24 protein-coding genes are annotated in these 23,629 nt (G+C 66.4%); 9 read left to right on the top strand and 15 right to left on the bottom strand.

The features are described 5' to 3' along the window. Positions 1–34 precede the first annotated feature (34 nt). Positions 35–424, bottom strand: coding sequence for a DUF6180 family protein (locus tag EDF74_RS06730; RefSeq protein ID WP_148045919.1), 390 nt, complete (start codon positions 422–424; stop codon positions 35–37). A 43-nt stretch (positions 425–467) separates the two neighbouring features. Beyond that, complete coding sequence (locus EDF74_RS06725; protein ID WP_123729333.1) at positions 468–1,691, bottom strand: OmpA family protein; 1,224 nt, start codon at positions 1,689–1,691, stop codon at positions 468–470. Positions 1,692–1,875: 184 nt separating this feature from the next. On the opposite strand from EDF74_RS06725, the gene EDF74_RS06720 reads away from it, so the two are divergent. Together EDF74_RS06720 and EDF74_RS06715 are read left to right on the top strand one after the other, a co-directional pair. Beyond that, positions 1,876–2,502, top strand: a complete 627-nt coding sequence (locus EDF74_RS06720) for a sigma-70 family RNA polymerase sigma factor (RefSeq protein ID WP_123729332.1) — start codon at positions 1,876–1,878, stop codon at positions 2,500–2,502. Then, positions 2,499–3,173 (top strand): ChrR family anti-sigma-E factor, encoded by a 675-nt coding sequence (locus EDF74_RS06715; protein WP_123729331.1) that lies wholly within the window; start codon positions 2,499–2,501, stop codon positions 3,171–3,173. The genes EDF74_RS06720 and EDF74_RS06715 overlap by 4 nt, the downstream gene beginning before the upstream one ends. Here EDF74_RS06715 and EDF74_RS06710 read toward each other — a convergent pair. The 4 genes from EDF74_RS06710 to EDF74_RS06700 all read right to left on the bottom strand — a co-directional run bounded on the left by EDF74_RS06710 (position 3,163) and on the right by EDF74_RS06700 (position 7,162). Then, positions 3,163–4,950, bottom strand: coding sequence for a putative bifunctional diguanylate cyclase/phosphodiesterase (locus EDF74_RS06710; RefSeq protein ID WP_260232197.1), 1,788 nt, complete (start codon positions 4,948–4,950; stop codon positions 3,163–3,165). The genes EDF74_RS06715 and EDF74_RS06710 overlap by 11 nt on opposite strands. Before the next feature lie 75 nt (positions 4,951–5,025). Next, positions 5,026–6,645 (bottom strand): SDR family NAD(P)-dependent oxidoreductase, encoded by a 1,620-nt coding sequence (locus EDF74_RS06705; protein WP_428999136.1) that lies wholly within the window; start codon positions 6,643–6,645, stop codon positions 5,026–5,028. Positions 6,646–6,751: 106 nt separating this feature from the next. Beyond that, on the bottom strand, positions 6,752–6,910 hold the full coding sequence (locus tag EDF74_RS18205) for a hypothetical protein (RefSeq protein ID WP_184997099.1): 159 nt from the start codon (positions 6,908–6,910) through the stop codon (positions 6,752–6,754). A 6-nt stretch (positions 6,911–6,916) separates the two neighbouring features. Continuing rightward, complete coding sequence (locus EDF74_RS06700; protein WP_123729329.1) at positions 6,917–7,162, bottom strand: hypothetical protein; 246 nt, start codon at positions 7,160–7,162, stop codon at positions 6,917–6,919. Positions 7,163–7,342: 180 nt separating this feature from the next. Here EDF74_RS06700 and EDF74_RS06695 point away from each other — a divergent pair, with 180 nt between their 5' ends. From EDF74_RS06695 to EDF74_RS06675, 5 genes are all read left to right on the top strand, one after another. After that, on the top strand, positions 7,343–7,888 hold the full coding sequence (locus EDF74_RS06695) for a sugar dehydrogenase complex small subunit (protein WP_123729328.1): 546 nt from the start codon (positions 7,343–7,345) through the stop codon (positions 7,886–7,888). Positions 7,889–7,933: 45 nt separating this feature from the next. Beyond that, positions 7,934–9,574 (top strand): GMC family oxidoreductase, encoded by a 1,641-nt coding sequence (locus EDF74_RS06690; protein WP_123729327.1) that lies wholly within the window; start codon positions 7,934–7,936, stop codon positions 9,572–9,574. Beyond that, positions 9,571–10,968 (top strand): c-type cytochrome, encoded by a 1,398-nt coding sequence (locus EDF74_RS06685; RefSeq protein WP_123729326.1) that lies wholly within the window; start codon positions 9,571–9,573, stop codon positions 10,966–10,968. The genes EDF74_RS06690 and EDF74_RS06685 overlap by 4 nt, the downstream gene beginning before the upstream one ends. Continuing rightward, entirely contained in the window at positions 10,965–12,236 is a 1,272-nt protein-coding gene (locus EDF74_RS06680) for a carbohydrate porin (RefSeq protein WP_123729325.1), read from the top strand. The genes EDF74_RS06685 and EDF74_RS06680 overlap by 4 nt, the downstream gene beginning before the upstream one ends. 82 nt (positions 12,237–12,318) lie before the next feature. Next, on the top strand, positions 12,319–12,609 hold the full coding sequence (locus EDF74_RS06675; RefSeq protein WP_123729324.1) for a hypothetical protein: 291 nt from the start codon (positions 12,319–12,321) through the stop codon (positions 12,607–12,609). Between the two features lie 41 nt (positions 12,610–12,650). Here the strand turns inward: EDF74_RS06675 and EDF74_RS06670 are convergent, their stop codons facing one another. The 3 genes from EDF74_RS06670 to EDF74_RS06660 form a co-directional block, all read right to left on the bottom strand. Further along, positions 12,651–13,898 (bottom strand): arsenic transporter, encoded by a 1,248-nt coding sequence (locus tag EDF74_RS06670; protein WP_123729323.1) that lies wholly within the window; start codon positions 13,896–13,898, stop codon positions 12,651–12,653. Positions 13,899–13,929: 31 nt separating this feature from the next. After that, positions 13,930–15,159 carry an MFS transporter gene (locus tag EDF74_RS06665; protein ID WP_260232230.1) on the bottom strand — a complete coding sequence of 410 codons (1,230 nt, stop codon included), beginning with the start codon at positions 15,157–15,159 and terminating at the stop codon, positions 13,930–13,932. Positions 15,160–15,342: 183 nt separating this feature from the next. Beyond that, positions 15,343–15,813: a hypothetical protein gene (locus tag EDF74_RS06660; RefSeq protein ID WP_123729321.1), complete on the bottom strand. Its 471-nt coding sequence runs from the start codon at positions 15,811–15,813 to the stop codon at positions 15,343–15,345. 183 nt (positions 15,814–15,996) lie between these two features. On the opposite strand from EDF74_RS06660, the gene EDF74_RS06655 reads away from it, so the two are divergent. Beyond that, a complete protein-coding gene (locus EDF74_RS06655) occupies positions 15,997–16,353 on the top strand; it encodes a YkgJ family cysteine cluster protein (RefSeq protein WP_123729320.1) in 357 nt (118 codons plus the stop codon). 29 nt (positions 16,354–16,382) lie between these two features. On the opposite strand, the gene EDF74_RS06650 is transcribed toward EDF74_RS06655, so the two are convergent. From EDF74_RS06650 to EDF74_RS06625, 6 genes are all read right to left on the bottom strand, one after another. Further along, positions 16,383–17,495 (bottom strand): ABC transporter permease, encoded by a 1,113-nt coding sequence (locus tag EDF74_RS06650; protein ID WP_123729319.1) that lies wholly within the window; start codon positions 17,493–17,495, stop codon positions 16,383–16,385. Then, entirely contained in the window at positions 17,492–18,679 is a 1,188-nt protein-coding gene (locus EDF74_RS06645; RefSeq protein WP_123729318.1) for an ABC transporter permease, read from the bottom strand. The genes EDF74_RS06650 and EDF74_RS06645 overlap by 4 nt, the downstream gene beginning before the upstream one ends. Continuing rightward, on the bottom strand, positions 18,676–19,692 hold the full coding sequence (locus tag EDF74_RS06640; RefSeq protein ID WP_123729317.1) for an HlyD family secretion protein: 1,017 nt from the start codon (positions 19,690–19,692) through the stop codon (positions 18,676–18,678). Before EDF74_RS06640 ends, EDF74_RS06645 begins: the two co-directional genes overlap by 4 nt. Next, positions 19,685–21,106 (bottom strand): TolC family protein, encoded by a 1,422-nt coding sequence (locus tag EDF74_RS06635; protein ID WP_260232196.1) that lies wholly within the window; start codon positions 21,104–21,106, stop codon positions 19,685–19,687. Before EDF74_RS06635 ends, EDF74_RS06640 begins: the two co-directional genes overlap by 8 nt. Positions 21,107–21,176: 70 nt before the next feature. Beyond that, positions 21,177–21,665, bottom strand: a complete 489-nt coding sequence (locus EDF74_RS06630) for an isochorismatase family protein (RefSeq protein ID WP_123729316.1) — start codon at positions 21,663–21,665, stop codon at positions 21,177–21,179. A gap of 11 nt (positions 21,666–21,676) precedes the next feature. Then, on the bottom strand, positions 21,677–22,546 hold the full coding sequence (locus EDF74_RS06625) for an MBL fold metallo-hydrolase (RefSeq protein ID WP_184997095.1): 870 nt from the start codon (positions 22,544–22,546) through the stop codon (positions 21,677–21,679). Positions 22,547–22,641: 95 nt separating this feature from the next. Here EDF74_RS06625 and EDF74_RS06620 point away from each other — a divergent pair, with 95 nt between their 5' ends. After that, the gene (locus EDF74_RS06620; protein ID WP_123729315.1) at positions 22,642–23,625 is read left to right on the top strand and encodes a GlxA family transcriptional regulator; all 984 of its coding nucleotides are present in this window, start codon (positions 22,642–22,644) and stop codon (positions 23,623–23,625) included. Positions 23,626–23,629 lie beyond the last annotated feature (4 nt).

Genomic DNA, 23,629 nt, shown 5'->3' with positions numbered 1-23,629 from the left:
TCTAGTATCGTCAGTGACCCGGGCGGGCAAGCATTCAGCCCCGCCCAGCCGCCTTCCTGACCTCGGCGGCGACCCGTGCCTTGATCCGGTCCACCTCTGGGCTGTTCGGGCGGGTGTAATCGAAAGCCTGGATCAGAAACACGGTCTGATCGCCTGCGGTCACGCAATACGCGACCAGTGAGCGGCCGTCACCCGGCGGGGCGGAGACATGCACCACCAGGATCTTCTGGTCCTGATCCACCCGGGTGGTGTAGCCCACGGCGGTCGCACCACGCGACAGGGCGCTGCGGCAGGCCTGCAGGCTGAGCGCCTTGGCCGGGAAGCGGTCGACGTCGTAGCCCAGACTGAAGTCCTGGGCGCCCGCCGGCGAGATCCCTGCCACCGAGGCCATGATGGCAAGTGCAGCGAATGCTGTTTTTCTCATGCGTATCTCCTGTGCAGCCGGGTTGATGAAGGGGCGAAGTGCTTTACGTGCGTACGAATATCTCCACCCGGCGATTCATCTGACGTCCGGCGGGGTTGTCCTTGCCGTCCAACTCGTTGGGGGCGACCGGCTCGGATTCACCGAACCCCGTGGCCGTGGCGTCCTGGGCCGCGCCGCGCTGCCTGAGCGCGTTCACCACCGACGACGCACGGCGTTCGGACAGCGCCTGGTTGTACGCGTCATCGCCCTTGGCATCGGTGTGACCGCGGACGTCCATTCGTTTCGCACCCACCCCGGTCAAGGCAGTGGCGAGCGTATCCAGCAGGTGGCTGGCATCGGGCCGGATGTCGTCCTTGTCGAAATCGAACAGCACGCGGTCGTTGAGCGTGATCAGGTAGCCGCACGGCGCGCCCGGCGGTGCGAATTTCTTCAGCGGCGGGAACCGACCGGCAGGCTGCAGTCGCGGCATCGGCGGCATCTTTACTGCCCGTGCGGGCGGGCCGATGGTGCCGGTGCCGTCGCCATGATTGGTGATCAGGCCCGCCTCGCCATTCCACGTGCCCGAGCCGTCCGCATTGATGCGCAGCAGGCCCTGCGGGCCATTCCAGGTGCCGCTGCCGTCGCCATTGTTGGTGATCAGGCCGCTGTCGCCGTTCCAGGTCCCTGCGCCTTTGCCATCCAGGCTGATCAGGCCGGCAGGGCCGTTGTAGGTGCCCGAGCCATCGGCCTGCACACGGATGATGGCGCCCGAGCCATCGCCGCTGCCGCCCGCCGTGCCGTTGATGGTGCCGCTGCCATCGGCATTGACGCGGACCAGACCACCTTCGAAATTGGCGGTGCCGCTGCCGTCGGCATTGATGATGAAGATGCCCTCATCACCGTTGCGCATCAGCTGCCCCGACTCGTCCACGCGGGTGATGCCCCCGTCATTGATGAGCGCGCCACCGCTGCCACAGCGGGCAGGGGAGACCGTTATGCCGGCGACCGGGTCCAGGATCGACTGCATCGAGGTTTCCAGCGCTCGCTGGGCCGGCGTCACCCCGACGATGTCCGGGACGACGATGTTCGGGACCACGGGAAAGGCGGGCACGTCGCTGGGCGCGTCTTCGTCAGCGACCGCGGATGATGCCGTGACTGCGCTGGAAGGGCCGACGGGCGGGACGGCGGCAGCCCCATCGGGCGCCTGCGGGGCCTTGGAGCAGCCTGCCATGCAGAGCAGCAGGAGGGGAATGATCGGGAAGGGCAGTTCAGCGTTCGATGGGCGCATGAATCCGGGAGGTCCGCGATGATGACTGGCAGCGAGTCTTGTCCAGCCGGCCTTGGGATCGCGTGAAGCCGCAGCGCCCACACGTGGCGCCCGCACGGCGCGCAGGGGTTGCATCCAAACCGCGCGGCCGTCCGTACACACGTCCATGAAGCCCATGTCCCCGATCTGCCGGAACTCGCCTACGATGGACACTGACCCGTCCACCGCCAGGATGACGCCCTTCGAGGCAGCCCGGATGATTGCCGTTCCCGCTCAACCCGGCCCGGAGCTGAAAACCTGGGCGGCCGACATGGCCGGCGTCGCCACGTCGCGCGATCGAGAGTGCTTCATGCGCATCTACGATCATTTCATGCCGCGCCTGTGCCGCTACCTGAGTGGGCTGGGGGCGCCCGATGGCGTGGCCGAGGATCTGGCCCAGGAAGTGCTGCTGAAACTGTGGAACCGGGCCGAGCTCTATGATCCGGCGCGCAGCAGCCTGGGCACGTGGCTCTACCGGGTGGCGCGCAATCTGCATATCGACCGGGTACGTCGCGAACATATCTGGGTGCATGCCCATGAGGTGGTCGAGCAGGCGGCGGAGGAAGAGGACGGCGGTGGCTCTCTGGCCGAACGGCATACCGAGCACGTCAGGCTCAAGCAGCGGCTGGACGAACTCTCCGCAACGCAGGCCCGATTGATCCGGATGTCCTACTTCGAAGCTAAAACCCACGCCGAGATCGCCAACGAGCTGCATATGCCACTGGGCACCGTGAAATCCCATATCCGACGTGCGTTTCTTCAGCTGCAGTCCTTGATGGGAGAGCGGCAGTGAACCCTCGTCACCATCTGGATCCGACCACCGTCCTGGGCTTTGCCACCGGGACCTTGGCCGCGGAAATGTCCGTGGTCGCCGCCGCGCATCTGGAAGCCTGCGCCCACTGCCGGCAGCACCTGCGCTCGGCCGAACGGGTGGGCGGGCTGCTGCTGGAGCAGCAATTGTCCCCGCCTTCGGCAGAGGATCGCCAGGCCGCACTGCGGCAGACCATGCTGGAGCGCCTGGATACTGCCGCGCCTGCGGGTGGCGTGCATGACGACACGGTGGCCCGCAGCGCCGCTGGTCACGATCCGGATCAACTGCCGGCCGCGCTGGCACCACATTTCGGGACGTCCTACCGCTCGCTGAAATGGCGCTGGATGGCGCCGGGTGTCCACTGCATCCGTGCACCGGCGCACCCGTCGTTGATCATGCTCAAGATCGCCCCCGGCAAATGCCTGCCCATGCACAGCCATGGCAACAGCGAGCTGACCCAGATTCTCCGCGGCGCCTATGACGATTCACTGGGGCATTTCGCCCCCGGCGATGTGGCCGATCTGGACAGCGACGTCGAGCATCAGCCCGTGACCACCCCCGGTGTGGCGTGCATCTGTGTGTCAGCGCTGGATGCGCCGCTGGTCTTCAGCGGGTGGTTCGCGCGCAAGCTGCAGCAGGTGTTCAAACTCTGACGGGGCGCGGTGTGATCGCGGCCTGTTCGAACACCTGCATCACCGCGGCCGGCGCCATGGGCCGGGCAAGCAGGTAGCCCTGGACTTGGTCGATCCCCATGTCTGCCAGCACGTCCATCTGCGCCTCCTGCTCAACCCCTTCGGCTACGGTCAGATAGCCCAGCTCGTGCGCAAGATGATGGATGGCAGAGACCTTGGCGCGGGCGCGCGAGCTGCTGGCGATGCCATCGATCAGTGACTTGTCCAGCTTGACGGTGTGGATGGGAAGGTCGGACAGGTAGCTGAAATTGCTGTAGCCACTGCCGAAGTCATCAATCGCCACCGTGATGCCGGCCTGTGCCATCGCCGCAATGTGGCCGATGGCCGGCGACCCCGGACGCAACCATTCGCCTTCGGTGATCTCCAGTTCGATCATCGAGAACGGCAGCGCCCTGTGCTCAAGCTTGCTGCGGATGTCATGCCAGGCCGAGGCATTGGACAGATAACTGCTGGACAGGTTGATCGAGACCGGAATGTCCTGCCCTTGGGCGCGCCACGCCCGGACCTGATCCAGCGCCGTGTCCAGCACCCAGTTGGTCACCTCATCGATCAGTGCGGTCCGCTCGAAGACCGGAATGAACTCGCCCGGGCTTATCGGCCCCAGGGTGGGGTGGTTCCATCGGATCAACGCTTCGGCCGAGACCGGGCGCCGACCGTCAAGGGTGAAGCGCGGCTGGTAGTCCAGATGGAAGTCGCCGTTCTGCAGGCCGCGTTCGGCATCCGAGGCCAGGCGGTAGGCGCGGTGCATCTTTTCGTCGCGCTGTGCGGAATACCAGCAGAATGGCTGCCGCGCGTCGAACGCGCCATGCATGCTCACCAGCAGCCGCCGCAGCAGGTCGTGGCTGTCTTCTTCATCCGGATCGACCGCACAGATGCCGGCATGGAAACGGGGGGACATCGGGACCGCGGCGGCCATCAGCGGACGCAACATGCGCGTTCTCAGCTCCAGCACCAGGCTCTCGACGTGGCCTGCGGTCGGCATCTCGACCACGAAGGCGAACCGGGTCACCCCGACGTGGTACACGGTCGCGACGTCCTCCAGCGCGGTGCGCAGCCGGACGCCGGCACGCCGGATCAGGGCTTCCAGCGGGCGCAGGCCCAGCACCTGGCCCACCTGGTTGGCCCGCGGAATGTCGAGGATGTCCACCGCAATGGCATACGCCGTTCCTTCGGCGCATCGCGCGAGGATGCCGGGCAGATCCGCATGGAACTGGTGCCGGCTTGGCAGGCCACTGGTCGGGTCGAGGTTGCCGGAAAGGTTGCGTAGTTCCAGTTGCGCGATCACCAGCTCGGCCAGAGTGGCCAACTGCTCCTGATCCCGCTCGTCAAAGGTGCGCGGGCGGGTGTCCATGACGCACAGCGCACCGATGGCCACACCATTTTTAGCCACCAGCGGCGCGCCCGCATAGAAACGCAGGTGGGGACTGTGCGTCACCAGCGGGTTGTCGCGGAAACGCGGATCCTGCTCGAGGTCCGGGACGACCAGAACGCCGCCGGAGGTGACGGCGTGGGCGCAGATCGACGAGCGCATGTCGGTCTGCGCCATGGGTAGCCCGATCCGGGAAATGAAGCGCTGCTTCACATCCCCCAGGACCGAGACGAAGGCCACCGGCGCGTTGAACGTGTAGCCGGCAAGCGCGGTGATCCGGTCCAGCGCGGGCAACGACGCCACGCCGTCGACCTGCATGGCGCAAAGCACCGCGCGTCGTTCATCCAGGGGGGAGGGTGGGGGGCTCATTTCGTATCGACTGGGGGCGGGGCGCGAGCGGCCGTCTGTCCACTCTATACGCACCGAACGTGGTTCCGGATGCAGTTACCAGTCGGTCGGCGCGTAGTCCTTCAGGAACTGACCCCAGACGTGTTCGCCGGTGTTGAACCCGTGGATGATCGGATCAACGATGCGCGCGGCGCCGTCGACGATATCCAGCGGCGGATGGAAGCGTTCTTCCTTCACCTTCTTGGCCGCGATATCCGCCGGATCCTCGTCGGTCACCCAGCCGGTGTCCACGCTGTTCATGTGGATACCGTCGTTCTGGTAATCGGCCGCCGAGGTGCGCGTCATCATGTTCAGCGCGGCCTTGGCCATGTTGGTGTGCGGGTGGCGGGTGGTCTTGAAGTTGCGGTAGAACTGCCCCTCCATCGCCGAGACGTTCACGATGTGCTTGTCACGCTCAGGCGTGCGCAGCATCAGCGGCTTCAGGCGCGCATTGATGATGAACGGCGCGATGGCGTTGACCAGCTGGGTTTCCAGCAGTTCCACCGACGGCACTTCGGCCATCAGCATGCGCCAGGAGTTGCGACCGCGCAGATCCACCTGCTGCAGGTCCTGATCCAACCGGCCATCCGGGAACAGATGCTGCTGGGCGACCAGCTCGTCCTCCAGCAGCGGCACCTGCGACAGCTCGGCGGCACGGGTCAGGCCATTGGCGGCGTTGAAATCACGCCCCTGGACCACCGGCAGCGCGGCCGAGGCGGTGGTGCCGAGCAGTTCGGCGCTGCGCAGGCCCTCGTAATCGCCGATCAGCTTGCGCAGCGTCTCGGGCACCTCATGCAGCGCGGCAGTTTCGCCGGCCATCATGTGCGCATAGAACTGCGGCGGTCGGCGCACGGTCTGGCAGGCGTTGTTGATGATGAAATCCAGGCGCGAATGGGTGGCCAGCAGCTCGTTGCAGAAGGCCTCCACGCTGGGGGTGTGGCGAAGGTCCAAGCCGTACACCTGCAGGCGGTGGCCCCACACGCCGAAGTCCGGCTCTTCGGCGTAGCGCGCGGCCGAATCCCGCGGGAAGCGCGTGGTCACGATCAGCTCGGCACCGGCCCGCAGCAGCTTCAGGCCCGCCTGGTAGCCGATCTTGACCCGGCCGCCGGTCAGCAGCGCGACGCGCCCGGTGAGGTCCGCCGTCTCGGTGCGCTTGACGAAGTTCAGCTCGGCGCAGGCCGGGCACATCTGGTCATAGAAGTGGTGCAGCTGGGTGAACTTCTGCTTGCACACGTAGCAGTGGCGCAGTTCCGGGGAATGCACGGGCTCTGGCGTGGGAGCGGCATTCTCGCCGTTGGAGGCGTCATGCAGGCCGGCCGCATGCGGCGGGAAGTAGTTCGGGGTGCTGAACACCGGCTTGCGGCGCAGGGCGCGGATACCGGTCTGGGCCAGCAGCGCCTCGGACTTGGCCACCTTTTCCTGATGCCGCGCCTTGGCCTGCTGCTTCAGCTTGGCCCGGCGGGCCTTGGGCTCGGGGTGATACACCTTGGCCACCACCTGGTGCAGGCGGACGCGATCAGCCTCGGGCAGCGTATCGAGCACGCTGCGGTCGGCTTCGATGGCCTCCAGCAGGTCCAGCGCGGTGCGCAGGCGGTCGGTCAGGGGCAGGTCGTCGTCGGCAAGGGGCAGGGCGGTGGTATTCAATTCGGATCCGGAAAGCAGCAGGAAGACAGGCATGGGGCGCCGCGCGACGGCCCCTGATGGGGGCATCCGCCAGCAGCCCGGGGCATATGGTGGGCCGCCATTGTCCCTGATCCTGCGTCCGCTTGCTTTCCCGTTGCGATCAACCTGAATGGAGAAGGCGTGTGCGGGCCCATTTCAGGGTCACACCGTTCCGCTTGCCCTTGGGCACCAGCTTCAGTCCTTCAGGATCGATGGTGAGCGTATAGGCTTCATCCTCGATCAGGACTTCCCGGCGCAGGGGTTTATCGAGTGGCGTCATGACGGCCTACCGCTTCGGTGGCGAATCGCGCGTGGGCTCTGCCGGGGCTTCCGTGCCATGCCCGGAATCCTGCGTTTCGGAGGCCGCCGTCCCACTGCCACCGCCGGGCACGTTGCGCGAGGACGCGTTGCCCGCCGGTGCAGGTGCAGGCTGCTCGATGGTATCGGCGTGCTTGCCCTGATCGGTGGGCTCGGCCTTGTTGCAGCCCGCCAACGCCATCGCCGCAAGGGCACTGAACAACACGGTTCGCATGGCGATTCTCCGGAAGTGAGACGAGCCCGGTTTGTAACGCCGATGCCGTGCGCGGTGCGTGAGTCATCACTTATCACTCCGTGATGACAGACAGGGGGAGTAGCCTTGTCGCCGTCGAAGCTTAGCCGTTCCGTGGTCTACGGGCGGGGAGCCGGCGTGTTACGGAGCAGAGTTCACATCATGAGTATTCCCGAGGGATTGGACGAGCATCGTCGGGGGCAAGGCCTCACACGACGAGGCTTCCTTCTTGCGGTCGGTTCGGTTTCGCTGCTCGCGGCCTGCCGTGACAAAGCGCCTGCGGTGGCAGCGCCGGCTGCAACGGCGCCTGCGGCCAAGACCGGCACCGCCTTCCTCGACCTCTCTCACGCGTTGACCGGCAAGACCGATCTGAACCCGGCCACGGCCGACCGGATCGAGCAGGCGTTCGCCCATCTTCAGCCCGAGCTGCATGCGCAGTTCCCCACCCTGGTCACTCTGGCAGGGCAGGTGACTGGCGCACAGGCGCTGATCGCGGCGGCGGGCGACGCGAAACCCGCCGCGTTGGCCATCATCACCGCGTGGTACACGGGCACCGTTGGCAAGGGCGTGCACGCCGTGACCGTGTCCTACCGCGATGCGCTGATGCAGCGTTGCGTGGATGACGGTCTTTCACCACCGACCTACGCCCAAGGCGGCCCCGCCTGGTGGACCGCTGAGCCGCCGGCCCCGATTCGAGCACGCGCCTAAGTCCGCGCGGCCCTCTCTCTTCTGTTCCAGATCTGGATTCCTCTCATGAAAGCTCCGGTTTTCCGTGATGGCGACGCCGATGCCGACGTCGTGATCGTCGGCTCTGGCGTGGTCGGTGCGTTGATCGCCCACCAGTTGGTGCGTGCTGGCAAATCCGTGCTTGTGCTCGAAGCCGGGCCGCGCCTGAATCGCGCCGACGTGGTCGAAAACTGGCGCAACGTCAGCTTCGAGCGGCGCATCGGCAGCGATTTCCAAGGGCCCTTCCCGCAATCGAAATTCGCGACGGCGCCACTGTACTTCCCCGCCAACGACTACGTCGGCCTGACCGGCCCCGATGCCAGCAGCTTCCATCAGGGCTTCATCAAGGCGGTCGGTGGCACCACCTGGCATTGGGCTGCCTCCTGCTGGCGCCATCTGCCGGTCGATTTCAAGATGCAGTCCGCCTACGGGGTCGGCCGCGATTGGCCGATCAGCTACGAGGACATCGAGCCGTACTACTGCCGCGCTGAAGAGGCCATGGGCGTCTCCGGCCCGAATGATCCCGCGCAGCAGAGCCCCTCGCAGCGCTCCAAGCCGTACCTGGCCGACATGATTCCGTGGGGCAACGGCGACAAGGTGTTTGCCGAGGTGGTCAATCCACACGGCTACAACCTGGTGCCGATTCCGCAGGGGCGCATGATCAAGCCCTGGAATGATCGCCCCGCGTGCTGTGGCAACAACAACTGCCAGCCGATCTGCCCGATCGGGGCCATGTACAACGGCGTCCACACCGTGCAGGCCGCCGAAGCGCTGGGCGCCAAGGTGCTGGCTGAAGCGGTGGCCTACAAGATCGACACCGATGCGCAGAACCGGGTGACCGCCATTCACTGGTATGACAGCGACAAGGTCAGCCACAAGGCCACCGGGCGCAGTTTCGTGATCGCCTGCAACGCGCTGGAGACGCCGCGTCTGCTGCTGCTGGCCGCCAACGAACAGAACCCGAACGGCATCGCCAATTCGTCCGACCAGGTCGGGCGCAACATGCTGGACCACTCCGGCTTCCACTGCTCCTTCATCGCGGACCGCCCGATCTGGCTCGGGCGTGGCCCGGCGCAGTCCAGCTGCATGGTCGGGCCACGGGATGGCGCGTTCCGGTCGGAGTATTCGGCGACCAAGATCATCCTCAACAACATCAGTCGGGTGGCGATCGCCACCGACCAGGCACTGAAGATGGGGCTGGCCGGTGAGGCGCTGGACGCGGAGATCCGACGCCGCGCGATCTACGGGGTGGACCTGTCGATCAGCCTGGAGCCGCTGCCCGACCCGAGCAACCGGCTGACGCTGTCCAAGACCCGTGTCGATGGCCATGGCCTGGCCTGCCCGGACATCCATTACTCGCTGGGCGATTACGCGCGCAAGGGCTACGACAAATCCTGCGAGCAGCTGCGGCACATCGGCACGCTGTTCAACGCCGAAGAATTCGTGATCACCACGGCGCTCAATGCCAACAACCACATCATGGGCTCGACCATCATGGGTGCGGATCCGCGCGATTCCGTGGTCGATGGCGATTGCCGCGCGCATGATCATCCGAACCTGTGGCTGCCGGGCGGCAGCGCGATGGTCTCGGCCAGCGTCGTCAACAGCACCTTGACCATGGCCGCGTTGGCCCTGCGCGCTGCCGATGCCATCGAGCGTGCCGCATGAAGACCGTCGTGCTCATCGCATTGGGCCTGTTGACCGGCGTCAGCCACACCGCGCGCGCCGATGACACCGTCGAACGTGGGCGTTACCTGTCCGTGGCCGCGGACTGCGTGGCGTGTCACACCAGCCCGAAGCAGGGCAGGCCTTACGCCGGCGGCTACGCGATCGCCTCGCCGCTGGGCGAGATCTGGGCGAGCAATATTACCCCGTCCAAGTCCCACGGCATTGGCAACTACACGGAGGCCGATTTCGCCAAGGCGGTCCGTGAGGGCGTGCGCAAGGATGGTGCCCATCTGTATCCGGCGATGCCGTACACCTCCTACGCCAAGCTGACCGACGAGGATATCCACGCGCTGTACGTCTACTTCATGCAGGCGGTCGCACCGGTCGATGAGGAGGCACGTACCACCGAGCTGCCATTCCCCTTCAGCGTGCGCTCGTCCATGGCGGTGTGGAATCTGCTGTTCCTGGACAAGACCCCGTTCAAACCTGATACGGCGCAGAGTGCCCAATGGAATCGGGGTGCCTACCTGGTGGAAGGGTTGGCGCACTGCTCCAGCTGCCACAGTCCGCGCGGCCTGATGATGCAGGAAGTGGGCGGCAAAGCCTTTGCCGGTGGTTCGCTGGGCGATTGGTACGCGCCCAACATCACGTCGCATCCGATCAGCGGGATCGGCGGATGGACCGATGACGAACTGGCCCAGTACCTGAAGACCGGCCGGGTTGAGGGCAAAGGTCAGGCCGGTGGCGGTATGGCCGAGGCGGTCACGAACAGCCTTTCCAAACTGCGCGACGACGACATCAGCGCGATCGTGACCTATCTGCGGACGGTGCCGGCCGTGGCTGACAAGGATGCCACCCGTGCTGCGTTCGCCTGGGGCGATGCCGCCACGGCACCGGGCGAGCCCGCGATTCGCGGCACGGACGCGCCCATCGCCTCCGGTGCCGTGCTGTATTCCGGCCTCTGCGCCAGCTGCCATGGCTCCCGGGGCGAGGGCAGCAACGACGGCTACTACCCGTCGCTGGTGCACAACAGCACCGTCGGCATGGTCCGGCCACAGAACCTGGTGGCGACCATCATCGGCGGCATCGACCGCGAGGTGGACGGTAAGCACGTAGTGATGCCGCACTTTTCGGAAGGTTCCTACGTACAGGCGCTGAGCGATGCCGACATCGCCGCGGTCGCCAGCTACGTGCGGACCACCTTCGGCCCTGGCGACCTGGTCACCGCTGCCCAGGTCGCGCTGATCCGCGATGGTGGCGAGAAACCGCTGCTCGCCAAGATCGCGCGCCTTTGGCTGCCGTTGCTCATCCTGGGGCTTGCGGCTTTCGTGGTGGTGATCCTGCTGGTGCGACGCGCGTGGACCAGGCGCAAGCAGCGGAGGGCTTCGGCATGAAGCGCACCTCCTTCGTTGTAAGCCTCGGGCTGATGGCCTCCGCGGCCGTCTTGCCGGCATGGGCGGCTGAACCAGAGGTCCCCAAACCCAAGGCCGTGGACACCATTGCCCAGACACCGCTCAGTGCGGGCTGGGCGGCCCGCATCTGGCTGCAGGACCGTGGCGTGACCCCGAGCGCACGCATCGTGATCGCCACCGGCGTCAACAGCGATGGCTACAAGGGTACCGGCTGGTCCACGGCCGAGCACGTTGATTTCGGTGCCATGATCGATACCGGCAAGGCCTTCGGTTTCGACGGCACGATGCGGGTGGTGTTCTCCGACCGCTTCGGCAATGCGGTCAATGACCGCTCGACCGGTTCCTACGTGCAGAACCAGGCGTTCTATGGCCAAGGGCAGAACCTGCGCTTCAACGAGCTCTCCTACGAGCGCTGGCTGCTGGACAAGCGGTTGAGCCTGAAGGGCGGCTTCTACTCGATGGGCAACGACTTCGGCGGTTTGCCGTACACCTGCAACTTCAACAACAACGGCCAGTGCGGCCATCCGCTGGGCCCGATCTACAGCTCCGGTTGGCTGGACAATCCGACCGGCCAGTGGGGCCTGCGGGTGAAGTGGGCTGATCCCTCGGGCTGGTACGCACAGACCGGCATTTACGATGTCGTGCCGATGCGCAAGCAGGAGGGCAGTGGCTTCCGCGTGTCCGACCGTGGCAAGACCGGCCTGTTCCTGCCCGTGGAAGTGGGCTACAGCCACGGCAACACCGGCGAGCATTATGGTGGCACCTACAAGGTCGGCTATTACCTGGACACGTCCAACGCGGACGACATCGGCAATCCGGCCGCACCGCGCGCGTCGCATCGCAGCGGTTCGTACATCCAGCTGGCGCAGCGCGTGCTGAAGCCCGAAGGCGACACCGTGCGCGGTCTGTCGGTATTCGGCGTGGCCACGCGTGCGGATGCCAAGACCGGCCTCATGCGGTATTCGTGGGAAGCCGGCCTGAGTTGGCGCGGTGTGGTGGCATCCCGCGAGGATGATGTGCTGAGCCTGGCATGGACCCGGCTGGACATCTCCGACCGCCTTGCCCAGTACCAGCGCATCACCGGCAAGGACGTGCAGCGCAACGAGCAGTTCGTGGAGCTCAATTACGGTGTGCAGGTCACTCCGTGGCTGATCCTGCGGCCTGCGGTGCAGTATGTGGCCCGCCCCGGGGCGTATGAGAGCCGCCCGGACAGCTGGGTGTTCACGCTGCAGGCGCAGGCCACGCTGTGATCACGCGGCACGGTCGTCCAGTGCACGTACGCTCCACATGTGGATGCCTAAAGTGATGCCCTCACCATCGAGGCTGGCACGCGTGAACCCGCAGACGACCGTTTCCCCACCGTTTCCCCGCCGTGCGATGCCCGACAGCTGCCACTTCGACCTGCTGGATGTGAGCGCGCTGCAGGACCCTTGCAGCGGCCGCATCGTTCACCTGTATTCGATGGTGGCGCGCTGCCTGTCGTGTGAGGTGATCTTCAAGGCGCAGGAAGGCGCTGGCTTTGTCAGCAACGCGGCGTCACGGGTACTGCGTTGCCCGACCGGCTGCGGCGAGCAGTCGCTCAAAGCCGCCACGCTCCGCCAGTGGACCTCTAAAGCCGCTTGAGCGTGTCGGCGTCACGGCATTGCCGCGACGCCACGCGATCATCAGAGCAGCAGCAACGCCGCGATCAATGCCGGTGGCATCACGAGCATGCCCAGCTTGAAGAACTGCAGCGCGCTGACGTTCTCGCCCTCCCGACGCAGCGCGACCAGCCACAGCATTGTGGCCAGCGACCCGTTCACCGAGAGGTTCGGCCCCAGATCGACGCCGATGAGCAGCGCCGCGCGGGTGTGCACCGGCAGGTCCGCCATCTGCCCCAGCGAGCCGGCCACCAGCCCGATGGGCAGGTTGTTGGCCAGATTGCTCGCCACCGCTGCCGCGATCCCTGCCACCCAGCTGCCTTCCGAAGGCGAGGTCCGTGCCAGCGCATCCAATGCGTGCGCCGCCGTGCGGATCACCCCGGTCTGGGCAACAGCTTCGACCAGCACGAACAGGCCAGCCACCAGGGGCAGCACCCCCCAGGCGACGTGACGCAGTATCGGCAGCGGGCTGCGACGCTGGCGCAGGCGAACCGCCGCCAAGGTGAGCGCACCTGCGCAGAAGGTCGTCACGCCTAGCGGGCCGTTCATCGCCGAGGTCACCAGCAGCACGATGCCGGTGAGCCCGACACCGATGGCGCACAGGCGACCGCCCTCGGACAGGGCGCGGTGCTCGATCCGCTCCGCCAGCGGGTGGGCGATCTGTCGGCGTTGAGCCAGGCGCAGCACCAGATACGTCATCAGGATCGCGGCCAGCGACGGCAGGCTGAACTGCCGCAGCCATTCTGGCAACGAGGGCATGTGGCTGCCGAACACCACAAGGTTGGCGGGATTGGAGATGGGCAGCACGAAGCTGGCTGCGTTGGCAATGAACGCGCAGACGAACAGGTAGGGCAATGGATTGGCGCGGGCCGCTTTGCAGGCCGCGTAAACCGCCGGTGTGAGCACCACGGCGGTGGCGTCGTTGGACAGGAAAATGGTCACCAGCGTGCCGACCAGGAAGACCAGATCAAACAGGCGCCGCCCGGATCCCTTGGCGTGCTGGACGGCATACATGGCCAGCCAGTCGAACAGCCCCTCGTGACGCGCCAGCTCGGCCAGCACCATCATGCCGATCAGGAACAGGTAGACGTCGCCGCCTTCGGCCACCGCCGCGATGGCCGTGGGGATGGGCACCAGGCCTGTCGCCACCAGCACCACGGCAGCGCCCAGTGCCCAGACATACTCGGGGATCCGCCAAGGACGAAAGATGACACCGCTGGTGGCAACGGCGGTCACCATCCAGATGATCAGGGAGGTTGTGGGGACGTGCATGCATGGCTCAGGAAAAACGCAGTGGCTGGCGTCAGGTCGCGTCCGTCGGTGCTGCCACCGTGGAAGCGCGGCCTGTGTGAGGTCGGGTCTCCGGCATGGCCATTGCCAGCACGAAGGCCAGGGCTGCAATCGCCGCCAGGGTCAGGAACGCGACATCATACCCAGCGAACTGCACGATCACCCCGGCCAAGCCCGGACTGAGCGCAGCACCCAGCCCGAAGACCGTCGAGACTGCACCGAGCGTGACGTTGAATCGGCCGGTTCCCTGGGTCAGATCACTGACCATGACGGGGAGCAGCGCCCCGAAGATACCCGCACCGATGCCATCCAGCAGTTGCACACCCAGCAGCCATGCCGGCGCATCGGACAGTGGATAAAGTACGCCACGGATCGGCAGGATCAGAAAGCCGGCCAACAGCAGTGGCTTGCGTCCCCACACATCGGCCCGTGTTCCGACCAGCATCGCGGCCGGCACCATGACCAGTTGTGCCGCGACGATGCACGCCGCCGTCAAGGTGGTGGCCAACGCAGGGTTGGTCTGGGAGAGTTTCTGACCGACCAGGGGCAGCATCGCCGCGTTGGCCAGGTGGAACAGCGCACAGCACGCTGCCAGCGTGAGCAGGGTACGGTCGCGCAGGAGCATGCCAAAGGAGGATGGCCCCGGCTGTCGCTCCGGTGCGGCCGGCGATCCGCGCGCCTGCTCATGGTCGATGGCCTTGGCCGGCACCATCAGCACCGCGGCCACGCTGGCCAGGGTGAGTGCGGCCATCAGGTAGAACACCACGACCGGGCCTCCGATGTACGCCAGCCCCCCGGCCAGGACCGCCGCAACGGCGTTCCCTGCGTGATTGAACGTCTCATTGCGACCCATGCGCCGCGCGAACGCCCGTGGCCCGACGATGCCCAGCGAGATGGCCGCGATGGCCGGGGCAAAGACGGTACCCGCGACGGCGCTGACAGCCTGGGTCGCGGCCACCAGCGTGAACGAGGTGATCCACGGCAGCACGACGCAACTGCCGGTGACCAGAAGGGCAGCGATGACGACCGTGGCCCGCTTGGCGTTGACCCGATCCATCAGCGCGCCTGCCGGCGTCTGCGCCAGCAGGGCAGCGAGTCCCCCCACCGTCATCACCAGGCCGATGCTGGCTGGGTCCCATTTGTGCACGGCCAACAGGTAGATCGCAAGATACGGCCCCAATCCATCGCGGACATCGGCCAGGAAAAAGTTCACCGCGTCGAGCGAGCGATCAGCCGAGCGCACGGGCAAGGGGGCAGGGGGAGGTGGGTTCACGTGCGTTGGCTCGATGCTCGCTGGGTCAGCCCCGATGCCGGTGGGGCGCGCATGTTATGCGCGTCCGCCTGTGAGGGTCGTGTGGCGCCACACGCAGAAGAGCCCCGGAATCTCCAGGGCTCTGGGTACCATGTGCTTCAGACCGACCGGGTTTTACAGCCCCCACTTCTCCGGGTCGGCGTGCTTCTCTTTGTAGATCACACCCGAGAAGTCCACATGGAGCTCGGTCCACTCGCCACCCTTACGGCGTGCGAGCACTTCGAAGTGCTTGGGCTTGCGCGCGGGCTCGCCGGTTGGCGTCCAGCCATCCTTCTTCACTGCGGCCACGGCGACACGAGGATCCGCCGACCCCTCCGGGTGACGATGCTTGGGGCCGTGATGCGGCTTCTTGTGCTCCACCTCTACAAAGCTGCCGCCCTTCCTGGCGATACGGGCCACTTTGATTTCCGACGGACGCTGTTCCCCTTCCAGCCTGACGGCAACGCCTTCCTTGAGCGCAAACGCCTCTGCCCCTTTGGGGCCGAGGTCTGCCAGATACGCCTGATCGTTGCAGATCAGGGTGAAGCGGTGCGCGAACACGTGTTCGATGACGCCGGCGAGGGCGACCTTTTCATGGTGCGGCATGCATTTCTCCTGAGAGCGCCCAACCGCGGGCGCTCTGGTTCAATGCGTCTGTCCGCCACAGATTCAAGCGGCGCGCCCGCGGCGTTCAGGTGGCCGCAAGCCGGCCCACCGACCCTGTCGGCGTGAACACTGCGCCAACGCGTTAAAATGGCACACCGCCGACGCCGTTCCAGGGCCATCGCAATGCCATACACCACCCGCGACGCGATCCAGCGGCTGCGCGAGCAGATCCCGACCTTCCGCTGCATCGTGGGGTGTACGGACTGTTGTGGCCCGGTCACCGCCTCAAGTGAGGAAGTGGCGCGGCTGCCGGTCAAGAGCGATGCCGAGCACGCTGCCGCGCTGGCGGACCTGAGCTGTCCCTATCTCGGCAAGCAGGGCTGTGAGGTGTACGAAGAACGCCCCTTGATCTGCCGCATGTTCGGGACGACCCCCAGCCTGCGCTGCCCCAACGGCCAGCGGCCGGTCTACATGCTGGATGAATCGGTGGAGAAGGAGATCCATCAGTTTCTTCGCAGCACCCGGCAGGTGCTCATCTAGCAGCGCTGGGCCACCAGCGAGGCTCAAGGTCAGTTCGGCCTGCGTGCGCCCAGCCGCCATATCGCCAGACCACCGTAAAGCGCCAGCAGCGCGAGCAGGGTCCAGAGCTCGTGGCTGACTTCACCCAGGCTGGCATCCATCTGATTCAACCGCACCATCAGGTTGATGCCGGGCGTGGTCGGCAGCAGGTGGGCCAGGGCCACCAGCACGGGCGGGGAGGTGACCGCCGGCCAGGACAGGTTGGCCAGGAAGAACAGCGGGATGGAGCAGGCGACGACCACCTGGAAGGCACGTTCGCGGGTCGCGAAAAAGCTGCCAATGAACAGCCCGAACGCCACCGTGGCGGCGATGAACAACGTGCCGCCCAGCAACTGTCCGAGCGGATTGCCACCGCGCGGGTAGTCCTGCACCCACGCGGTGAAACCGGCGTAATACAGCAGCCCGAGCAGGCCGATGGCACCGAAGCCCACCGCCATGCCGGCCAGTGTAGGCATGTCAAAGCGCAGGCGCCGGCCCAACGCCAAGCGTCGCGCGCCGAGCAGTACGCCGATGCCCATCAGCAGCGTCTGATGCACGATCAGCTCCGCCACGCCGGGCACGATGGCGCTGCCGTAACCTTCCTGCGTATTGAACAGCGGGCGCTGCACCAACGTGATCGGCGGTGCCTGCGGTGCCCCCATGAACGCCGCCTGGGACACGGCCGCCTCGCGCGCGAACGCGGTCAGTGCCTCGGCCACGCCGCCGAGCACCCAACTGGCGCGGCCGAGGTAGGCACCGTTGCCCATCAACACCAGGTAGCCGTGGCTGCCGCGCAGAATGTCGCGTTCAAGGTTGGCCGGGATCAGCAGAATGCCTTCGGCCTTGCCGGTTTCCAGCACATGGCGTGCCTGGTCGATGCTGGCCGGCTGATCAACAATGCGTACCGTGTGCAGCGCGTCCACCCGGCGCAGCAGTTCACGGCTGGTCGCACTCTGGTCGTGGTCGACCACCACGATGGGCAGATTGCTGGCCACCTGATGGCGGTAGGCCGCCGGGTAGAAGAACGAGTACAGCACCACCGCGCCGACCATCAGCACGACCGCATACCGATCGGTGAGTACGGTGCGCAGGGTCAGGCGCAGGCTGTCGACGAAGCGGTTCATGCGCGGGTCTCGCGCGGTGCACCCGGCAGCACCGGATCGGCGCTGCGCGCGGCAGCGATCAACCGCCAGCCACCGATGCCACCGGCCACCAGCACCATCAGCAGCAGCGTCCCCAGTGGCCAGAGTGAGACACCCCACGGCGCGCCCACGAACTGCTGCTGGGTCTGCAGCTTCACGTAGGCGGTCAGCGGCAGCAGGAGATTCCAGACACGGGTGAACAGCGGCGCATCGACCACCGGGAAGGTGGCGCCGGAAAACGCCAGCGCGGTGCCGATGCTCAGGCCGATCGCCGAGAGTGACGTGCCCATGTCCCGGGTGAGCCCGACAAACAGCAGGGCCACCGCCGCGCAGGCCAGGTAGAACACCGGTTGCCCCAGCATCAGCAGCAGGGCACTGCCGGCGATGCCATCGCCACGCAGCAGGGCAAGGTAAAGCACCCCGAGCGCACCGTAGATCGAGAACAGCAGGACGTACGGCACGACTTTGCCGGTGATTGCCGACCACGGGGTGTCGCCCAGCCAGTCGCGCAGGTGCCCATCGCGGACCTCACGGCCCAGGCTGGCTGCAACCGCCAGTGCCAGCCCCAGGGAGAGGATCGCCGGGAACAGCAAGGGCAACAGGAACAACTCATAGCTGCGCGCGGGGTTGTGCAGAATGTCCGACTGCACGGCGATCGGCGGCGCGCGCAGCTTGGTCGGGCCCACCTGCTTGCCGATGCGCTCGCCCAGCAGGCGCGCGTTCCAGGCGCTGACCGCCTCGACGATATCGCGCACCGCGGATTGGCCGGTGGTGAGGTAGGTGGCGTTGTAGTACGCGAACACCGTGCCCTGTTCGCCGCGCAGTGCCTGCCGGGTGGCATCGCGAGGCACCAGTACGACCGCAAAGACGTCCAACCGGCGAAGCTGCGATTGCGCCTCGGCTAGGCTGGACGGCTGGCTGGCCACGCTCACGCCGGGGCTGGCATCGAGCATGCGGGCCAGCTGCCGGCTTTCGGCACTGCGGTCCAGGTCGACCATGGCGATGGGGATATCGCGCATCACCGAGGCGGCAAACAACCATGCCATCAGCCCCAGCATCACGGCGGGCAGCAGCGTGATCAGCAGCAGATCGGCACGATCGCGGCGCAGGTGCTGAAGCTCGCGCTGGAACGAGGCCGCAGCGCTCGCCCACACCGGCCGGCTCATCCCTGCGGCCACCCGAACAACACGCTCATCCCGGGCCGGAAGCCTTCGACCGGGGCGACCGGGCGCAGCCGGATCTCGAAGCTGCGCACGTCATAGCCGGAGGATTGTCGGGTGGCACGCCACGTGGCGTAGTCACCGGCGGGATTGATGAAATACACCTCGAATTCGGCGTCACGATCCAGTGCGGGCACGTTGCCGCGCAGGCGGGTACCGACCTTCAGGCCCCGCATCTGCGATTCGCGCAGGTTCACCGACACCCACATGTGGTCGATGTCGACCAGAGTGAAGACCGGGTAGCCGGCCGGCACCAGCTCGCCGATATCCGACATGCGTTTGTTGATCTCGCCAGCCATGGGCGCGCGGCCGTTGATCTCGTCGCGGGCCGCATCCACCTCGGCCACGGCACCCTGCGCCTGGCGGACCTGGCCCTGCGCGGCGCGCTTGTCCTGATCGCGCGCGCCGGCCAGCGCCTGGTCGTACTGCGCCCGCGCGGCGTTGGAGAGCTCGCGCGAACTGCGCGCCTGGGCCAAGGCTTCGTCACGTTTCTGCCGCGTCATCACGCCTTCGTTGAACAGGTTCTGCACGCGCTGATACGTGGCATCGGCCAGGGTGGCGCCCGCCTCGGCGCGTTTCCAATTGGCCTGCGCGGCACGGATGTCCTCGCTGCGTGCCCCTTCGTCGGCCTTGTCGGCCACCGCCCGCGCTGCCTCGAGCGCGCCTTGGGCCTGCTGCTCCTTGGCCGCCACTTCGGGACTGTCCAGCACGAACAGCACCTGGCCGGCGGTGACCCGGTCGCCCTCGCGCACCTTCAGCTCGGCCAGCCGCGCGGTGATCTTCGCGGCCACGTTGATGGTGTCGGCGTCGGCCATGCCCTGCAGCTGTTCGGCCGGGGTGCGCCAGGCCAGCCACAGCCCGACCACCACCACGATCGCCAGCACCAGCCCGATGAGGATGCCGACCTTGCGTTTTTTCGGCGGCGGCGCGTCGGCCGGTGCCTGCAGTGTGTCATTCATGCGCGATCACCTCGTCGCCGCGGCGGCGGAACTCTTCATATCGGTCCATCTGTCCACTGATCTCCAGCAGTTGTGCCAGCGCCACGTCGTATTGATACGCGGCCTGCGCGCGTTCGACCTGCGCGCCGCCCAGCCCCAGGCGTGCATCGATGACATCCAGCGAGGTGGCCTGGCCTTCGCGGAAGGCCAGCTCCTGCAGGCGCAGGTTTTCGCGGTTCTGTTCGATGCTGCTGTCCAGCAGCAGGAATTGTTGGCGGGCGGTATCCAGTTCGTACCAGGCCTTGCGCACGCCCAGCGTCACCTGGTTCTCGGCTTCACGCAGGCCGGCTTCGGCCTGATCCTGCTGCGCGCGGGCGGCGCTGATCTGGGCGGGGCGCGAGGTGGGCGACAGGAAGGTGTACTTCAGGCCGATGCCGAACGCCCAGTCCGGGTCGGTCAACATTTCGTCGCGACGGCGGAAATCGTACTGGCCGAACAGGAACACGGTGGGTTTCAGCTTGGCCTGCTGCACGCGCACGCCTTGCTCGGCCTGGGCCACCAGGGCGCGGAGCCGGGCAATCTGGGGCTGCCGGGCCTGTGCATCGCGTTCGAAGGTGGGCAGGGCACCGATCGGCGCGCGATGCACAAACAAGGGTGACAGCGGGCGGACGTCGCCACCGCTGCGGAGCAGGGTGGCCAATGCGGCTTTCAGCGTCTGCAGAGCATTCAGGGATTTCTGGTACTCGCGCTCGGCCTTGTCGCGGGCGACGTTGGCCTGCAGGCGCTGGGCGCGGGTGGCAAAGCCTTCGCGTTCCAGTTTCAGGGCATCGTCGAGGTGTTGCTGCAGCCCATCGCGCACCTCGCGGCGCACGTCCACGGCCTGCTCGGCGAGACGCTGGCCGAAGTAGGCCTGGACCAGCTGCACGCTCAGCGACTGACGCTGCGACTCGCGCTCGGCGCTGGCCTGGTCGGTCGCGCCTGCTGCGGCCTGTTGGGCCGCCGGGATCAAGCCACCGGTGTACAGCGGCAACACCGCCGTGACCACCGGGCGGGTGCGCCAATCGCGCTCGGTGAACTGCAACGGCGAGTCGATGCCGAACGCCTCAGCGACCGGCGTCAAGGAGCCCAGGGGCAGGGTGAGGGTCTTCTGGAACTGCAGCCGGCGCACTTCACCGGTGATCTCTGGAAGACGCAGCAGACGCGTGGCGTCCTGCAGGTCCTGCTTGTTGCGCACCGACGCATCCGCCGCGGCCAGGGCATCGGACACCTGCTCCAGCCGCTGCTGGGACTGCTGCCAATCCAAGGCGGGGACCGCGGCGCCGTCCGGTGCGGGCTGGGCGATGGCCGCGCCACTCAATAGAATCAGGGAAAAACAGGTAAGTCCTTTTAACGCGCGCGTTGGCGGCCAATGCCGGCTCACGAGGGGCAGCTCCATGGGGTGTGACGGCAAGAGGGTAGTGTGCGCCGCGTGAAGCACGAGTCTTCACGCGGGCAGCTCCTGCGGGTCACACCACCTTGCAGCGCCCGGCCAATCCGGAGAGCGCGATGCCACTGATCATCGCGGTCGGCGCAGCGCAGCCCGCACCAATGATCGTGACGTCAACGCCCGCCGCCTCCGGCGACAGTGCCGTATGCGTGATGCAGTGCTGGGTCATCATCCCGACCAGTCGAATGGCCGAGACGTTCCGGGCGGCGAGTGTTTCGCCCAGCGCAGTGCCGAGGAAGCTGTCGGCCTGATGCTTCTCGATCACTGGACAGCCCTCCAGCGCCTCGGCAATGGCCGGATGCAGTTCCGCGCCCTGGGTTCCTGCGGCCATGAACGGACCATCGCTCGGTGCGATGTGCTGGATGCCCACGACCAGCTCACCGGCCTGCCTGGCCTGCGCGATCGCGTGCAACGCTGCAGCCAAGGCCTGTTCGCTCTTTTCCAGCGGGAAGCGGCCGCCCGCGAAGTAGTCGTTCTGGATGTCGACCACGATCAGTGCAGTTTTCATGGTGTGCTCCTTCAGAAGTTCAGGGTTTCGCCATCTTCAGGAATCAGCACGCTGTCCTGGAGTGCGTTCTCACGGACGTAGCGGCGCAGGTCCGCACGGGAGACGGTCATGTGATTCACCGCATCCATGTGGACGGCGACGATCTTCGCCGACGGCGCCAACGCATGGACACGCGAGGTGTCCTCCACGCCCATGATGATGCCGGTATCGAAGCCCTTGACCCGTGCATCGCCCGTGTTGAGCACGATGACATCCGGCGCATACCGCTTGATCGCGTCCCGTACGTCACCGGTCCACACAGTGTCGCCAGCAAGGTAGATGGTGGGCTCACCGCTCTTCTGGAACACGAAGCCGGTCACACTGCCGAGCATCATCGCCAGCGGCTCCACCTGGAACATGGCCGCCGAACCGTGCTGTGCGGCGACGCGCGAAATCGTCACGCCGTCGAAAGTGACGTGCGCGGGCAGGATGCGGACGTCAGCGAACCCCTTGCCGCGAAGCAGGGCCGCGTCCGCTTCATGCTGGACGAACATCGGCGTCTGCCTCGGGATCAGCGTCTCCGCGGCGGGGTCCCAGTGGTCGAGGTGGGTGTGGGTCAGCAGGACGGCATCCACGTCCTTGAGCACCTGGCCCACATCGAAGGGGAGTTCGACGGTCGGGTTGCGCAGCTCGCTGCGATACGTGTCCGGGAAGCCTGGATAGGCACCCTTGGCGGCCAGCATCGGGTCCACCAGCAGCACGGTGTCGCCATAGGTGATCTTGGCCGTGGCATTGCGGATCTGCTGGATCGAGGTGGTCGTGGATGCCGGGCTTGCGGCGTGTGCGCTGGCCTGGATACCCAGGGCCAACACCGTGGCAAGTGCGAGGGACAGGAGTTTCATGCGTTTCTCTCAGGGTGAGCGGATGACGCCCAGATTGACGCGCGCGCGAACCTGTGAATACTGGCCTGAGAGACCAACATCGATGGAATCGGGCCATGGCCAGCGACCGTTCATACCCCCCTGCGGCCACGCCGCTGCAGGTCGTTGTGCTGGCGCCCGAGGGCGTCAGCGCGTTCCATCTGTCCGTGCCGCTGATGATCTTCGACATCCAGCCGGAGGGTCAGACCTTGTTCCACCTGCGCATCGCCGCAGAACGCCCGGACGTCATCTTATCGGGCGGGCAGGTGGGTGTAACGCCCCACGGGGGGCTGGAACTGCTTGACCAGGCAGATGTAGTGATCGTCCCGGGGTGGGCGGATCTGCACCTCGCCCCGAGCGCGGGCCTGACCGACCGGCTGATCGCAGCACATCGCCGGGGTGCGCATGTCGTCGGTCTCTGCTATGGCGCCTATGCGCTGGCCTATGCAGGATTGCTGGACGGGCACGTGGCCGCAACGCACTGGCTGGCCGAGGCCGATTTCCACGGGCGTTTCCCAGACGTCAGCCTGGACATGAATGCCCTGTACGTCGACGAAGACCGAATCGTGACGTCGGCCGGCACCGGTGCGGCATTGGACTGCTGCATGTATCTGGTTCGCAAACTCTGTGGCGCGCGCCATGCCAACAGAATCGCCCGCATCATGGTGCTGCCTCCCCATCGCGAGGGCGGCCAGTCCCAATACATCGACCAGCCGATGCCGGCATCGCCGCAGGATGCACTGTTGAGCCGGTTGCTCGACTACATGCGCGAAGACCTGCAGCGGGACCATTCATTGGATGAACTCGCCGAAAAGGTGGCCATGAGCCGGCGGACGTTTACCCGTCGCTTCCTCAAGGCGACCGGCATGACGGTCGGCGGCTGGCTGGATGCCGAGCGCCTGCGCAGGGCCAAGGACCTGCTTGAATCCACCTCGCTGTCGATCGATCAAGTGGCGGAGCAATCCGGCTTCCGCTCGGCGGTATCGTTCCGCCAGAGCTTCAACCGGGCATTCCAGGTCAGCCCGCGCGAGTGGCGGCGCGCATTCGCGCTCACGGAGTGAGCTG

Source organism: Stenotrophomonas rhizophila, assembly GCF_003751305.1.
Classification (GTDB): Bacteria; Pseudomonadota; Gammaproteobacteria; order Xanthomonadales; family Xanthomonadaceae; genus Stenotrophomonas; species Stenotrophomonas rhizophila_B.
The sequence above is the reverse complement of the archived record's forward strand: the minus strand, read 5'-3'. Positions and strand labels throughout refer to the sequence as shown.